The organism is Limnothrix sp. HT2024 (assembly GCF_059138625.1).
This window is the reverse complement of sequence record NZ_CM181121.1, coordinates 3,482,394-3,496,684: the sequence shown is the minus strand read 5'-3', so window position 1 is coordinate 3,496,684 and position 14,291 is coordinate 3,482,394. Positions and strand designations below refer to the sequence as shown.

The 14,291-nt window shown below is 55.0% G+C and carries 13 protein-coding genes; 11 read left to right on the top strand and 2 right to left on the bottom strand.

Annotated elements, in window-relative coordinates; all coding sequences use genetic code 11:
• Positions 1–40 precede the first annotated feature (40 nt).
• Positions 41–2,629, top strand: a complete 2,589-nt coding sequence (gene leuS, locus AC2IAX_RS14165) for a leucine--tRNA ligase (RefSeq protein ID WP_494388049.1) — start codon at positions 41–43, stop codon at positions 2,627–2,629.
• Between the two features lie 91 nt (positions 2,630–2,720).
• The gene (locus AC2IAX_RS14160; RefSeq protein ID WP_494388048.1) at positions 2,721–4,418 is read left to right on the top strand and encodes an AIPR family protein; all 1,698 of its coding nucleotides are present in this window, start codon (positions 2,721–2,723) and stop codon (positions 4,416–4,418) included.
• 103 nt (positions 4,419–4,521) lie between these two features.
• Here AC2IAX_RS14160 and AC2IAX_RS14155 read toward each other — a convergent pair whose 3' ends face one another.
• Complete coding sequence (locus tag AC2IAX_RS14155; RefSeq protein WP_494388047.1) at positions 4,522–5,064, bottom strand: cofactor assembly of complex C subunit B; 543 nt, start codon at positions 5,062–5,064, stop codon at positions 4,522–4,524.
• A 172-nt stretch (positions 5,065–5,236) separates the two neighbouring features.
• Here AC2IAX_RS14155 and AC2IAX_RS14150 point away from each other — a divergent pair, with 172 nt between their 5' ends.
• The 6 genes from AC2IAX_RS14150 to AC2IAX_RS14125 all read left to right on the top strand — a co-directional run bounded on the left by AC2IAX_RS14150 (position 5,237) and on the right by AC2IAX_RS14125 (position 11,912).
• Complete coding sequence (locus tag AC2IAX_RS14150) at positions 5,237–5,824, top strand: DUF3611 family protein (protein ID WP_494388046.1); 588 nt, start codon at positions 5,237–5,239, stop codon at positions 5,822–5,824.
• 258 nt (positions 5,825–6,082) lie between these two features.
• Complete coding sequence (cpcF, locus tag AC2IAX_RS14145; RefSeq protein ID WP_494388045.1) at positions 6,083–6,748, top strand: C-phycocyanin alpha-cysteine-84 phycocyanobilin lyase subunit CpcF; 666 nt, start codon at positions 6,083–6,085, stop codon at positions 6,746–6,748.
• Between the two features lie 220 nt (positions 6,749–6,968).
• Positions 6,969–7,460: a Crp/Fnr family transcriptional regulator gene (locus tag AC2IAX_RS14140; protein WP_494388044.1), complete on the top strand. Its 492-nt coding sequence runs from the start codon at positions 6,969–6,971 to the stop codon at positions 7,458–7,460.
• A gap of 287 nt (positions 7,461–7,747) precedes the next feature.
• Positions 7,748–8,683, top strand: a complete 936-nt coding sequence (argF, locus tag AC2IAX_RS14135) for an ornithine carbamoyltransferase (protein WP_099535218.1) — start codon at positions 7,748–7,750, stop codon at positions 8,681–8,683.
• Between the two features lie 1,193 nt (positions 8,684–9,876).
• Positions 9,877–10,419, top strand: coding sequence for a chemotaxis protein CheW (locus tag AC2IAX_RS14130; RefSeq protein WP_494388043.1), 543 nt, complete (start codon positions 9,877–9,879; stop codon positions 10,417–10,419).
• A 224-nt stretch (positions 10,420–10,643) separates the two neighbouring features.
• Positions 10,644–11,912 (top strand): response regulator, encoded by a 1,269-nt coding sequence (locus tag AC2IAX_RS14125; RefSeq protein ID WP_494388042.1) that lies wholly within the window; start codon positions 10,644–10,646, stop codon positions 11,910–11,912.
• Between the two features lie 7 nt (positions 11,913–11,919).
• Here the strand turns inward: AC2IAX_RS14125 and AC2IAX_RS14120 are convergent, their stop codons facing one another.
• Positions 11,920–12,060: a hypothetical protein gene (locus tag AC2IAX_RS14120; protein ID WP_494388041.1), complete on the bottom strand. Its 141-nt coding sequence runs from the start codon at positions 12,058–12,060 to the stop codon at positions 11,920–11,922.
• A 388-nt stretch (positions 12,061–12,448) separates the two neighbouring features.
• Between AC2IAX_RS14120 and AC2IAX_RS14115 the strand changes: the two genes are divergently transcribed.
• The 3 genes from AC2IAX_RS14115 to AC2IAX_RS14105 all read left to right on the top strand — a co-directional run bounded on the left by AC2IAX_RS14115 (position 12,449) and on the right by AC2IAX_RS14105 (position 14,269).
• A complete protein-coding gene (locus AC2IAX_RS14115) occupies positions 12,449–12,811 on the top strand; it encodes a response regulator transcription factor (protein ID WP_099535178.1) in 363 nt (120 codons plus the stop codon).
• A 38-nt stretch (positions 12,812–12,849) separates the two neighbouring features.
• Complete coding sequence (locus AC2IAX_RS14110) at positions 12,850–13,878, top strand: tRNA (5-methylaminomethyl-2-thiouridine)(34)-methyltransferase MnmD (RefSeq protein WP_494388040.1); 1,029 nt, start codon at positions 12,850–12,852, stop codon at positions 13,876–13,878.
• Positions 13,879–14,095: 217 nt separating this feature from the next.
• Positions 14,096–14,269 (top strand): hypothetical protein, encoded by a 174-nt coding sequence (locus AC2IAX_RS14105; RefSeq protein ID WP_158234544.1) that lies wholly within the window; start codon positions 14,096–14,098, stop codon positions 14,267–14,269.
• The last annotated feature ends 22 nt before the right edge of the window (positions 14,270–14,291 follow it).

Below are 14,291 nucleotides of genomic sequence, written 5' to 3'. Positions count from 1 at the left end.
ATAAAACCGCCAACCGTTGCCCCCAGGAGGATCGATCGCCGTGGACGCTCGCTATAACCCCAACGAAATCGAAGCAAAGTGGCAAGCCGTTTGGGCCGAGCAAAACGCCGATCGCACGCCTGATCTAGACGATCGCACCCCAACGCCCAAAAAGTTTTACGCCCTGTCGATGTTCCCCTACCCCTCGGGGAATTTGCACATGGGCCATGTCCGCAACTACACGATCACCGATGCGATCGCCCGGGTGCGACGGATGCAGGGCTACCAGGTGTTGCACCCGATGGGCTGGGATGCCTTTGGGTTGCCTGCTGAGAATGCGGCGATCGATCGGGGGGTGCATCCCGCCGTTTGGACGGAGCAAAACATCGCCCAAATGAAGGGCCAGCTCCAGCGCTTAGGTCTTTCCTACGATTGGGAACGGGAAGTGGCCACCTGCCGCCCGGACTATTACCGCTGGACTCAGTGGATTTTCCTGCAATTTTTCGCCGCCGGTTTGGCCTACCAAAAGGAAGCCACGGTGAATTGGGACCCGATCGACCAAACCGTTTTGGCCAACGAACAGGTAGACAGCGAGGGTAAATCCTGGCGATCGGGTGCGTTGGTCGAAAAACGGCTGCTGCGTCAGTGGTTCTTCAAAATCACCGATTACGCCGAACAATTGCTGACGGATTTGGACAAGCTGACCGGCTGGCCCGAACGGGTAAAAACCATGCAGGCCAACTGGATCGGCAAATCCACCGGAGCCTTGCTGGACTTCCCGATCGTCGGTAACGATGCCCTGGCCGGCGAAAAAATCACCGTCTTCACCACCCGCCCCGATACGGTCTATGGCGTGACTTACGTGGTGTTGGCTCCTGAGCATCCCCTCGTGGCGCAAGTGACGACGGCCGATCGCCGGGAAGCCGTGGAAGCGTTTGTGCAGGAAATTTCCGCCCAAAGCGAAATCGATCGCACCGCCGACGACAAACCCAAGCGCGGGATTCCCACGGGTGGCACGGCGCTGAATCCCTTTACCGGGGAAGAAATCCCGATTTGGATTGCCGATTACGTGCTCTACGAATACGGCACGGGCGCGGTGATGGGCGTACCCACCCACGATCAGCGGGACTTCCAATTCGCCAAAAACAACGGTTTGCCCCTGAAAGTGGTGATCGTGCCGGAAGCGGGCGCGTCGGCCGATGCGGCGGCCCTGACGGCGGCCTATACCGAAACGGGCTTGCTGGTGAACTCGGGTCAATTCGACGGCACGCCTTCCCCCGAAGCCAAAGCCAAAATCACCGAATTTGCCGAGGCCCAAGGCTGGGGCAAAGCGAAGGTGCAATACCGGCTGCGGGATTGGCTGATTTCCCGCCAGCGCTATTGGGGTGTGCCGATCCCGATCGTCCATTGCCCCAACTGCGGCGCAGTGCCCGTACCTGACGATCAGTTACCGGTGGAACTGCCCAGCAATGTGCAGTTTTCCGGGCGCGGCCCCTCGCCCCTGGCCAAGCTGGACGACTGGGTGAACGTGCCTTGCCCCACCTGTGGCACGCCGGCCAAGCGGGAAACGGACACCATGGACACCTTCATCGATTCCTCCTGGTATTTCCTGCGCTATCCCGATGCGCGCAACGAGTCCGCGGCCTTCGACTCGGTCAAGACCAACGCTTGGGCCCCCGTTGATCAATACGTGGGCGGCATTGAGCACGCAATTTTGCACCTGCTCTACTCACGCTTTTTCACGAAGGTGCTGCGCGATCGCGGCTTGCTGAACTTCGATGAACCCTTCAGCCGCCTGCTGACCCAAGGCATGGTGCAAGCCATGGCCTATAAAAACCCGACCACGGGCAAGTACATCGCCCCGGCCGATGTGGACTTCAGCGATCCCAGCCAGCCGAAAGACCCGACCACGGGTGATTCGTTGGTGTCGGTCTACGAAAAAATGTCCAAGTCCAAATACAACGGCGTTGATCCCGAGGGTGTGCTGGCCAAATATGGCGCGGACACTTCGCGGATGTTTGTGCTGTTCAAAGCGCCGCCGGAGAAGGATTTGGAGTGGGACGATGCGGACGTGGAAGGGCAATTCCGCTTCCTAAATCGGGTTTGGCGGTTGGTGAGCAACTACCTGGAAGCCCAAGTTGGCGAGGCGATCGCCCCCGATCCGAAAGCCGAAAAAGACCTGCGCCGCGCCATCCACATCGCCATCAAAGAAGTCTCGGAAGATTTGGCCGAAGACTATCAATTGAACACGGCCATTTCTGAGTTGATGAAACTCAGCAATGCCCTGAACGATTACACCAACAAAACCTCGCCGATTTTCGCGGAGGGGATTCAAACCCTGGTGTTGTTGCTAGCTCCCTTTGCGCCCCATTTAACCGAGGAATTGTGGGGGGCGATCGGGCAGTCTGGCTCGGTGCATACCGCCACTTGGCCGGCCTTGGATGAATCCGCGTTGGTGGCCGATGAGGTGACGATCGTGATTCAAATCAAGGGCAAAACACGCGGCACGATCCAAGTTCCGGCCGGCACGGACAAGGACACCCTAGAACAGCTCGCCCTCAACAGCGATGTGGCCCAAAAGCACATTGCCGGCCAGGAGGTGAAAAAGGCGATCGTCGTCCCCGGCAAACTGGTGAATTTTGTGGTGTAGCGATCGCCTAGTCGCTTGAGTTTGAATAGAGATTGGGTTGACCCGATGGCTCAATCCAATCTTTGTTTGATCCACAGTCTTGTCAAGATCAATGGATATTAAGGCTTCGATTATTGATCAGCAGGTCGAGAGCCTAGCAGAACGCCTAAAGCCTGAGTTACAGGCACAACTCGGTCTTAACTTGCAGGGCGATCGCGGACGGCTGAAATCCTTAGCTTTTATCTATTTATGTGTTCGATCGATCCTGGATCTTGACGACCTAGCCACGCTTGATTGCATTGTGGATGGAGGGCAAGATTTTGGCGTAGATGCGATCTATGCTTCCGAAGAGCAGGATGGCGAATTCACGGTTTATCTGTTTCAGGGAAAATATAAACAGAAACTGGATGGAACCAGCCATTTTCCCGAAGAAGGAATTAAGGGTTTAATGAATGCCATTCGGTATTTATTTGATCCAAGCATTAATTTAAATCAGAGCCTGAATCGCCGACTCCAAGCCAAAGTCGAAGAAATTAGAAGTCTGATTCGAGATGGCTATATTCCCCAAGTACGGGCGATCGCCTGTAATAACGGGTTGCGCTGGAATGAACAGACCGATCGCCTAATTCAAATTGCGGGATTCGGTGATCAAGTGGAGTGGGAACACCTCAACCCCGATCGCCTGATTAAATTACAGCAATCGAAGAAGCCTGTTAATGACACCCTCCAGCTTTCGGGGAAAATTCTAGTTGAGGATATTGAATTTAACCGAATCTTAGTGGGGCGAGTCGCCATTAGCGAGATTGCCACTTTGGTCGATCGGCATGGAGAGCGATTATTTGAGCGCAATATTCGCCGATATTTGGGGCTTCAAAATAATCGAGTCAATGATGGCATTCGTCAAACAATTGAAACCAACGCCAACTATCTCTATTTCTATAACAATGGTTTAACGCTGATTTGTGACAAGTTTGAATACAACACTCTACAAGGCAGCGATCATCAGGTGCGGATCCAAAACCTGCAAATCATCAATGGCGGACAAACTTGCATGACCATTTATAAAACATGGGTCAATGCACAGCAACAACTACCAATCGATCAGGCTCACTCAGCGAATGCCTATATTTTGATTCGTCTTTATCAATTATCCAGTTTCAACACCGATTTGGTTCAGAAAATTACCTTCGCTACCAATAACCAAAATCCGGTTGATCTGCGAGATCTGAAGGCAAATGATGAGCGTCAAGCGCAACTAGAACTGGATATTGCGCAACTGGGTTATCGTTATTTAAGAAAACGCAGCTCAGAGCGTCCAACTCAGCAGGATATTACTTCATCGGAAGCAGCCGCAGCCGTTTTAGCTGTTTGGAGAAAAGCCCCTCATCAAGCGAAATCTTCCACTCGTGAGCATTTTGGAAAACTTTATAATCGAATTTTTACGAGCAACTTAAATGGCACACAGATCATCAGTGCCACTTTACTGTCCAGAATTGCGGATAGCCGTCATCGCCAACCAGCCAACAGTGACCCAGATTTTGTCCGTTACGCTTCTTATTTTATCGCCATGCAAATGGGGAAATACCTTTTACGGGATTTGAAATTACAGCGAGTCGATGATTTGAATCATCAGCACTTTTTAAGGGTGCAGGAACTGATTCAGAATCAGGGATCCGAATATTTTGATCGGGGTGTCAAAGATATCGAGGATGCGATTCACCGTCTTTATTCAGCTTCTGCCCTCTCTTTACAGCAATTGTCTGCAACCTTTCGGAGGGGTGATCTGATTAGTCAGTTAGCCGACTTTTAGACTGGGTTTCAGTCGGTTATTGATTGCACCCTTCTATTTTTGAGTGTTGCCCAAACGTTTCGTTGGTTCTGCCCAGCAACCAGCCCAGCTTTGCATGATTGGGTTAGTGGCTGGTGGGTCGGGTGGGTTCGAGGCCAAGGGACGCTTCGAGGGCGATGAGTTCGTCGCGGTGGGCCTTGACCCAGAGCCGGGCGATCGCCCCTTGATCGTTGGTTTCGAGCTGCAATTGCACTTGTTCGGTGCGCTGGGCTTTGCGTTGATAGAACCAACCGGCGGCCGGGGCCAAGAGGACGAGGGCTAATCCAGCATTCTGGATTTGGGGAATGGTCATGGACAAAACGAGTCCCAGACAAAGCAACCCACCGGCCGCGAGGATGCTGAGGAAGATGGCCAAGGTGGGGCTGGCGGCCACCAACCCTTCAAAGGTGACGCGATCGTTGTCTGCATCCCGATTCACCAAGCGATACGATCGCCCTGAGAAGTAGCCTCGGAGCCGATCGCGCAGTTCGGTTTCCGGGATGGTTTCGGGGACGTAGCAAGCCAGTTCCGTGCGGTCTTTGGCAGAAGCGCGGATGAAGAAGACCAAGCCGATTAACATCAACACCGTCAAGAACAGCGTGGACGAGACAACGACATCGTTGGACATGGCGAGTAACGGGAGGTGGGGCAATGGTGGTGAAGGGAGGCGCTGGGCTGGTGGTGTTCCCTGAGGCTACTGAAACAATTAGTTACAAACTCAGCTCCCATCAGCATATCGGACTCGGGGCCGCGCGATCGAGCATGTTAAGGTGATCAGTCGTGTCCGCTCCCAGCCCACCGTGGTTAGCCAAGTTGAACGTATTGCCCGCCTGATGGGTCGCACCAGCACCATCAGCTTTTGGATCCAAATTTTTCTTGGGGTGATCGGCAGTATTCTGCTGTTGCTGACCACGCCCATGCTGTTTGCACGCACCAGCCCCACGCCCGGGGCAGTTCCGGTGGGGCCGGGCCCGGGTTCGATCGGGGGGTTAGCGGTGGCCGTGGTGGCGATGCTGACTTTGCTGGCTAGCATTTATTACACCTTCACCAACACGCAACATGCACGGCGGCTCCAGGCTCCGAAAAACGCCCGACCGTCCAAGGCCGATACCCTAAAACGGCTCCGGCTGGGGGTTTTGATTAATCTGTTTGGTTTGGGGTTGGCACTGGTGGGGGCGGAGGCCGTGACGGGCCAGCTCACGAATAAGCTATTGATGCAAAGCAGTCCGTTTAATTTGGGCTTTGTGGATCCGAGTCGCTTTATTCAAGCGTTGGATGTGTTTGTGGTGTTGGGGAATACCCACGGAATGTTTGCCCATTTTTGCAATTTGACGGCCAATCTTTGGTTGATCGATCGCATCAGCAAGGCTGGATCCGGTGGCGATTGAAGCGATCGCCCTGAGAGGATGTCTGAAAAGCCAAAATTGCTACTCTGTCTGCTCCAGCGCTCGACGTAGACAAGGGGCTTGAGCATCTTGCCCCCACAACTATTGGTGTTTGGCACAAGCCAGAAGATACTTTTCAAACATCCTCTGAAAGGGACTGTCTATTTCAAAGCTGAATTTCAAAGTTGATCTTCAAAAATCCCCCTCCTAAAAAACAACTACTCCAAAAAACAGTTAATCAATCCCAACGGAGCTATACCCATGTCGATCGCCCCTTCTCCTGAGCTGTCCTCCGATTTGTCTCCTGATCTGTCGCAACTGATCCGGGCGGTGGATGAGGCGGACTCAGTGGCCAAAATGGTTGGCGCGGTGCGATCGCTCGCGGCGGCTCAGGATCCGGCGGCGATTCCTACCCTGATGGCCGTGTTGGGATACAACAACCCCGGGGCAGCGGTGGCAGCGGTGGAAGGGCTGGTGGCCCTGGGGGAAGCGGCGGTGGAGCCAATTTTGGCCCAGGTGGATGGCTACAACTACACGGCGCGGGCTTGGGCCTTGCGGGCGCTGGCCCAAATTGCCGACCCTCGGGCTTTGGAACTGTTGTTGGCGGCGGCCGAAACGGATTTTGCGCCCAGTGTGCGGCGGGCAGCGGCCCAAGGGTTGGGGGCGTTGCGTTGGACACGAATGGCGGCGGAGCAAGTGCCGATGGCGCGCGATCGGGTGTTGGCGGTCTTGACGGTGAATGCAACGGATTTGGAATGGGTGGTGCGCTACGCGGCGATCGCGGGGCTGGAGGGGCTGGCGCAATCGCAACCGGCGCTGGGCGATCGCGTGTTAGGTTTGTTACGCGATCGGGCGACTGCTGATACGGATCTAGTGGTGCGGCTGCGGGCCCAATGGGCGATCGAGCAGTTGGCGGCCAAGGGCTGACCCAGCACGCGATCGTTTCGTTAGCACCCTGTTAATCACGACTCGTTAACCATCCATGAGTTAACTAGCCAGTTAACGACCCGCAACCCACAAGCTCATTGGCCCATCCACAGGCTGCGGGTCAAAAACCACTCAATTGAACGGTCGCAACCGTAGCCTTGCCCCTTTGGCCCCCGGGATAGACTATGGGAAATCTTCAGGGGCCGCCGAGTGAGCGAAGATGAATTTTCGCGATTTTCCTGCATTTCGAGACCTGACCGCTGAGCAATTTCAGCGATTTCTCTCCTCCTGCCAGTCGGGCACCATCCCAGCCGATCGCACCATCATTCACCAGGGAAAACCCGGCAGCCACATCTTCTTCCTGTCCAGCGGTCAGGTTCGCATCACCTTAAACACTGACTTGGGTGAACGGGAATTGAATGTGCTGTCGGCTCCCACAATTTTGGGCGAAATTAGTTTTTTCAGTGGCGAGCTGAGTTCCGCCAATGTGACCACGGCCACGGACGTTTCCGCGATCGCCATTGGGTTCAACACGTTGCGGGCCCGGCTCTATGGCGGCGATGCGGCCTGTGCCATCGTGACCCTCCACTTGGCTTCCACCATTGCCGAACGGGCCGCCCACATGACCCAAAAGGTTGTGGACTTTTATGGTCACCAAGCGGAGATCCAAAACACAACCCACAATCTCTTTGGCGAATGGAGTTTTCTTTAAACCGGCAATCGCAAAACAGGCGATCGCGGTCAATAGTCAGATCACAGCCCCGAAAAGCAGTGCATTTCGACGCTGTTTCCACCAACGCCTAGTAGTAGGATTGGAGCTTTCCGGGGCGCGGCTCGATCGGGAGACTTGCCGTTGGCGACGGCACAGCGGGAGCCAGCCCCTTGGGTTAGCCGTGGCTCCCAGGCTGTTGGCTGCTTGCCCTGGCCCGATCGCCCCATCACAACAGCCCCGTACCAAGCCCCATCACCCAACTCCAAATTTCTTGGAAATATCGTTTTATGGATGCCATCCCAGCACAACTTAAAGGGCGCAGTTTCCTGAGTCTGGCGGATATCGATCGCGATGAACTACAAGCGTTGCTGTCTCTGGCAGCGCAGCTTAAGGCTGGGACGATCACGCCCATCTGCAACAAAGTGCTTGGTCTGCTGTTTTCCAAAGCTTCAACCCGCACCCGCGTTAGCTTCACGGTGGCGATGTATCAACTGGGTGGCCAGGTGATTGACCTGAACCCAATGGTGACCCAAGTGAGCCGAGGGGAACCCCTGGAGGATACGGCACGGGTGCTGGGGCGCTATTTGGATGTGATGGCCATTCGCACCTTTGACCAAGCGGACTTGGAAACCTTCCGGGATTATTCCGGCGTACCGGTTATTAATGCCCTCAGCGATTTGGCCCACCCTTGCCAGGCCTTGGCGGATTTGCTGACGGTGCAGGAGGCCTTTGGCACTTTGGCGGGTCTGACGGTGACCTATGTGGGTGATGGCAACAACGTGGCCCATTCCTTGATGATGGCCTGTGCCATGGCGGGGGTGAATGTGCGGATTGCCACGCCGCCGGGTTATGAACCCAATGGGCAAATGGTTCAGCGGGCGATCGAGTTGGCGGGCGATCGCGCCAGTGTTGTGGTCACCACGGATCCGATCGCGGCGGCGGCCGGGGCCCAAATGCTCTACACCGATGTGTGGGCCAGCATGGGCCAAGAAGACGAAGCGGAAGCCCGCAAGAGCCTATTTGCTCCCTATCAGCTCAATGAAGATCTGCTGGCCAAGGCAGATCCGGAGGCGATCGTGCTCCATTGTTTGCCCGCACACCGGGGAGAGGAAATCACCGATGGGGCGATCGAGGGATCTCAATCACGGGTTTGGGATCAGGCTGAGAATCGGCTGCATGTGCAAAAGGCTCTGTTGGTCAGCATTTTGGGCCCCGATGCTTAGGACATGAAATCCTGAGGTCGATCGGTTGGGGTGCAGCCCCTTGGACTCATCGCGGATGAACTGCCTCAACCGATCGCCTCGGTTAACTCCCTGGGTCGATCGCCTCAGCTAGCTCTACTAATCGCCTGGGCGGCCTCAGTCGATCGCCTGCCTCACGCAACTCAGCCCGGAGAAACTTAACGTTATTTTTAATACTTAAAATTTAGCAATGATCCCGGAGATGACCAGCCCAGCCCCACTCGATCGCGCTGGAGTCGATCGCGAGGCAGCACCGCCCGCCTCATCCTGCGTTGCCCTGGTCTTTCCCCAGAGGTTCAGGGAGCCATACGGTTGCTATTGGCCGATTTTGTGCAATCTTCAACGGTTTTTTGAGATTTTTTCATGATTCTGTTGCGGTTCTCGGCGCTTGTATCTCGATCGAGAATCTGCCTAGAATGGACTTAAAGGCTCATCGCTTTCTCTGACAAACTCACCCGAATCAGGCAAAAATCAACCCAAATCGCCCCAAGCTACTCCCAGTTGATGTTGACCGGTTCAAATCAACTACGAAAGTGAGGGGAAATGGTTGCGGAAAACTCCAAGGAGATCAGCCCAAAAAACCAGCCACAGTAATTCATTACTGCCGATTTTGCTTGGGGGTACATTGCAATTTTCAAAACTTTACCTTTGAGCATTTAGGTCTGGTTTTGTACGTGCCTTTCTTGATTTTTCGGTGAGTTATTGTCAGGTTGGCATCATTGCATACATCAAACTACGCAGACTTTTCTCAACAGTTCGGGGTAGGAGTCTGACCCATCCCAAACGCTCGCCAGTCAACCTATTCACGCCAAAATTCCGGTCAAATGCGAGCGATTCCCGGTTTAACCCAAGCTGCCCAGGAAGGGCTAGGGACTGGCAAATTTCTATCTCAAAAGGCGATTCAATTGATTGCTGTTTTGGGTAGGGTAAAAGTAGGGTGAATAGTTAAGCAACGCTGACCGGATTGGTTAACTCAAGATTGCCTGACTTGAGAGGGCTAGCGGTGGATTTCCTCATCGTTGGTAAAAATCGTGATCAATCCAACCAATCGCCCCAGCCGCAATTGATCATGAGTCCTTTGGAATCTCGATCGGGCGACGGGTGATGAGGGTTGACCACCGGGCGATCAAGTCTTTAGACCCCAAGGCGATGGCGCAACGGAGAAGAACGGAACAATGCTGTCAACTAATTTGACGGGGCCCACGGCGGCTTTCGGCCGCTCCCGTGCCCGAGAGTTACCCACCATTCGCGCCATTTGCTTTCGCTCCGGTGGGTATGAATTCGCGCTGCCGATGGCGGTGGTGCTGAAGGTGACGCACTGTCCACCACTGGACAATGGTGATTGGAGTCGATCGGGCTTGGTTTACATCGACAGTCAGCTCATTCAGGTGCTGGACTTGGCGCTGCTGCTGGATGGTTCGGAGCGATCGCCCAAGGGCATGGGCCAATTTCTCGTGATTGCTCGATCGGGCAATGCGCTCTGTGGACTGCCCACGGATTCGCCGCCGGACTCGATCGACCTGCCGCGCGATCAGGTGCTGCCGTTGCCGGCCCGCTTTGAGCGATCGCCCCTGGCTCACTTGGCCCAATGTGCCGTCGTGCTGTCTCCAGACACCACCCCACGCACCCTCTTCTTGCTCAGCCTGCCCCAGGCCCTCGACCAAGCCAACACCGTCATGGGCACAACCGCTTCCGGCTCCCCAGGCTCAGCCAGTTGAGACATCAGCAAAACAGGCCGGCAAACGCCAGCTCAATTCATTGCTCGATCGTGGAATCAATCGTGATCGTCAATTTCGATCCTCTGAATCGTTAATTTTCGATAATTTTTATAATTTCGATTCTGATCGTCAATTTCGATCGGGTGCATGAGACCAACCATAACCGCATGACGCTTCCATAACATCGCCCCTGTGCGCTTGGCCCGCCAACCCCAACTTTGACCATGACTCCAGACGATGCGACCCCCAACACCCTGAATGAATCGCTCGATCGATACCGACAGCAACAGTTCACCGGTCAAATCACCCTAGTTCCCACCCAAGGCAATCAACAGCGTTGGTCATTCTTTTTCTGTCTCGGTCGTTTGTTTTGGGTCGATGACGGCAAAAGCGATAACCGCCGCACCCTGCGCCTGTTGCAGGCCGTTTGTCCCAGCATCAAACAAAAGCGCTTTGCACTGCGGGAAGGGGATGCTTTTGCGGCCCAAAACTACAGTCTGTTGATGGTGTTGTTGCACCGCCGTGTTCTGTCCCAGGAACTGTTTTGCCAGGTGGTGAATGGGGTGATTGTCGAGGCGGTGTTTGACCTGCTTTGGCAAACCGGCGGCGCGGTGCAAGTGGGAACTGAAGTGCCCTACGACCCCCTGGACGTGCTGAAGATGGCTTCGGTGACGGTAAAAAGCCATGCGGCAATTACGGAAGCGGCCCAGGCCTGGGCCGCTTGGCAGGAAGCCCAACTGGGGGATTTTCATCCCGACTGGGCCTTGGCCATTCGCAGCACGGATCAGCTACGGGAACGGCTGGCCCCGGAGGTTTATCAAAAACTGGCCTTGGCGATCGATGGCCAACGCACCGTCCGCGATCTGGCGGTGCTGATGCGGAAGGACTTGCCCACCATTACCCGATCGCTGGTTCCCTATATTCGCCGCAACATTATTGATCTGCACCCGATCGAGGATTTGCCATCCTTGGTGGTACTTCCCACACCGGGGGCAGAGGGCAACGGTCGATCGAGCGATCGCCGCCAAACAGTCCCCACCCCCGCCGCGGCCACCACCAACGCCACCGCTACCATCGCCTGCATTGACGACAGCCCCCAGGTTTGTGCAGCCATGAGCCAAATCATTGAACAGGCAGGCTATGTTCCCCTTTGCATCCAGGATTCCACCCAGGCGCTCACGGTGCTGCTGGAGCGCAAGCCCAAACTGATCTTCCTGGATTTGATTATGCCCGTGGCCAATGGCTACGAAATTTGCGCCCAAATTCGGCGGGTGGCCCTGTTTCGGGATATCCCGATCGCCATCTTGACCGGCAGTGACGGCATTATCGATCGCGTCAGGGCCAAAGTGGTAGGAGCCACGGATTTTGTCAGCAAGCCCGTTGAAACCGAAAAAATCTTGACCCTGATTCAAAAATATCTGAGCGCTACCGCCGCTCCGGTGAATAGTCCCGCTGGAGCAACCGCCGCCAGCTTGAACCCCAAAGCGGGCTGAAAATTGCTCATTCGGAGCTAAAAAGCTCACTTTTCAGCACTTTCGGCTGATTAATACCTGCAATCTCTGTTTTTTGAATTTTTTGAACCAATTTGGCACGGTCTCGCCCCCATCCCCCCTCGATTTTTGCTGTTGTTTCGCTCCCCATGTCCCATGCTGACTCCACCGCCAAGCAATTTTCGATGCCTGAAAAGGCAGAAGGTTCGCGGTTTCCGCCCCATTCTGGGCCATGAAATGACTCAGGTTTCCATCGTGAATCAATCCCTTGACCCCTCGCAGTAAACGCTTAGAATGCACGATGGAGATTTGCTCTCCAATTGGGATGAGGGCCGATCATCATGGGGCCGATCGCCATTCAAGCGTTAGCAATTCAAATTTGCTGCTTGGCTGATTCTTTTCTGCTTAGTCTATCTATTCTGTTCACCGCTGTTTGCTCTGTTGGATTGGCTCTGTTTTTCGACTCAGCATTGACCGAAAATTGACTCAGAGTTGACGCAGTACAGTTCTTTCAAACTCCTCCTCTCAGCCTTTTCCCTATGCAAACGATTTTGGTTGTTGAAGATAGCCCGACCGATCGCGGCGTGATGATTCGATATCTGCAAGACGCTGGTTTGACGGTGGTGGCCGTGGGCAGCGGGGAAGAAGCCCAGAAGGTTTTGGACACCCAAAAGCCCGCCTTGATTGTTCTCGATGTGATTTTGCCCGGCCAAAGTGGCTTTGAAATTTGTCGGCAACTGAAGCAAAGCGAAGCCACAAAAAGCATTCCCGTTGTGATTTGTTCCACGAAGGGAACGGACGTAGACAAAACCTGGGGCACGATGTTGGGGGCCAATGCCTACTTACGAAAGCCAGTTGATCCAGATGAGCTGATGCAAACGGTGCGGCGCTTTGTGCCTTAGCGGATTGCGTTGATTAGAGGCATGAATGATCGAGCAGGATGAATTCCAGGGTGGTTGAAGGGGCGATCGATTGGGTTTCGGCGGAAAATGGAAATTTGTCGATCGAACCCACAGCGGACGGGTCTGTGACCTTTCGCTCAGAACGGTTTGGCGAAACCTTCCACAGCCGCCAAGGGGCCTGGCAAGAGGCCCTGAGTAAGTTTGTGGAACCCACCCATTTACCCCAACGGGCAACCAGTCAACCGGTAATTCGGATCCTGGATGTCTGCTATGGCTTGGGCTACAACACGGCGGCCGCCCTCACCACCCTTTGGGCCCTGAATCCAGCCTGCGCGGTGGAGTGGGTCGGTCTGGAATTGGATCCGGTGGCCACAAGGGCGGCCTTGCCTTACCTGTTGGCCACGGCGCGATCGGCTGGGGCAGCGTTGGGATTGGCGGAACCCATCCTCGGGGCGATCGCCCAATTGTTGACCGATCTGGCGGAACAGGGGCAAGCTGCTGGGCCGGCTCCGGCCTCTGTCACCCGGGAATTAATCACCCCGGAATTAATCACCGGCCCATCGCCAAACCCCCAATTTCGCGGGCAACTGCTCTGGGGGGATGCGCGGCAAACCTTGCGGCCCATCCTCGATCGGGGCTTTCGGGCCGATGCGGTTTTTTTGGATCCCTTTTCACCGCCCCGCTGTCCGCAACTGTGGACGGTGGAATTTTTGGGGATGGTGAGCCGTTGTTTGGCTCCCGACGGCCGCTTGGCCACCTATTCCTGCGCAGCGGCGGTGCGATCGGCCCTGTTGGCGGCAGGGTTGCAATTAGGGGCCACGGTTCCCTTTGGCCGACGCTGGCCCGGAACCGTGGCGGCCTTTGTGCCCTTAGATTTGCCGCCCCTTTCAGCCCAAGAACAAGAACATTTGCAAACCAAGGCCGCCGTGCCCTACCGCGATCCCCACTTGACCGACGATGCGGCAACGATCCTCGATCGCAAGAACCAGGAACAGGCGCGATCGCCCCTTGAACCCACATCGCGCTGGAAACGTCGCTGGTTTGGCGATTGTCGCGCCAAGCATTAATCACACCAGATATTCATCGCGCTAAATATTCATCGCACCAAATGTTCAAAATCATTTAACTCATCAGTTATTTAACCCATCAGTTCACCGCCAGCCCGCTCAAGACCCAGGGAGCCACTGGCACAATTGAACAAAACCCGTGGGGAAATTCTGATTCGCCACAGAGTTGCATTAGGCTGGTCGAGCGGCGTTGCGATAAGAGGTAACGATCTGGTCTATGGATTATTTGAAGCTTCCCGAAATTTTCCTGGCGCTGCTGCTGCTCACTCCGCTGCTTTATGCCTTGACGCATTTTCTGTGGGAGCTGAGTCCGGTGCTGGCGGTCATGGTCTATTTTGTCGGGGTTTTGGGCATGGGCATCCTGGGCTTTCGGATTGTGGATGAGTCTTGATCCAGGTGTAGCGACTCAGGTT

What these genes read in the sequence shown, in the direction of transcription:
- AC2IAX_RS14160 (WP_494388048.1), top strand. Translation starts at nt 2,721, where the DNA reads ATGGATATTAAGGCTTCGATTATTGATCAGCAGGTCGAGAGCCTAGCA.
- AC2IAX_RS14155 (WP_494388047.1), bottom strand. Translation starts at nt 5,064, where the DNA reads ATGTCCAACGATGTCGTTGTCTCGTCCACGCTGTTCTTGACGGTGTTG.
- cpcF (WP_494388045.1), top strand. Translation starts at nt 6,083, where the DNA reads ATGTCGATCGCCCCTTCTCCTGAGCTGTCCTCCGATTTGTCTCCTGAT.
- AC2IAX_RS14140 (WP_494388044.1), top strand. Translation starts at nt 6,969, where the DNA reads ATGAATTTTCGCGATTTTCCTGCATTTCGAGACCTGACCGCTGAGCAA.
- argF (WP_099535218.1), top strand. Translation starts at nt 7,748, where the DNA reads ATGGATGCCATCCCAGCACAACTTAAAGGGCGCAGTTTCCTGAGTCTG.
- AC2IAX_RS14130 (WP_494388043.1), top strand. Translation starts at nt 9,877, where the DNA reads ATGCTGTCAACTAATTTGACGGGGCCCACGGCGGCTTTCGGCCGCTCC.
- AC2IAX_RS14125 (WP_494388042.1), top strand. Translation starts at nt 10,644, where the DNA reads ATGACTCCAGACGATGCGACCCCCAACACCCTGAATGAATCGCTCGAT.
- AC2IAX_RS14120 (WP_494388041.1), bottom strand. Translation starts at nt 12,060, where the DNA reads ATGGGGAGCGAAACAACAGCAAAAATCGAGGGGGGATGGGGGCGAGAC.
- AC2IAX_RS14115 (WP_099535178.1), top strand. Translation starts at nt 12,449, where the DNA reads ATGCAAACGATTTTGGTTGTTGAAGATAGCCCGACCGATCGCGGCGTG.
- AC2IAX_RS14110 (WP_494388040.1), top strand. Translation starts at nt 12,850, where the DNA reads ATGAATTCCAGGGTGGTTGAAGGGGCGATCGATTGGGTTTCGGCGGAA.
- AC2IAX_RS14105 (WP_158234544.1), top strand. Translation starts at nt 14,096, where the DNA reads ATGGATTATTTGAAGCTTCCCGAAATTTTCCTGGCGCTGCTGCTGCTC.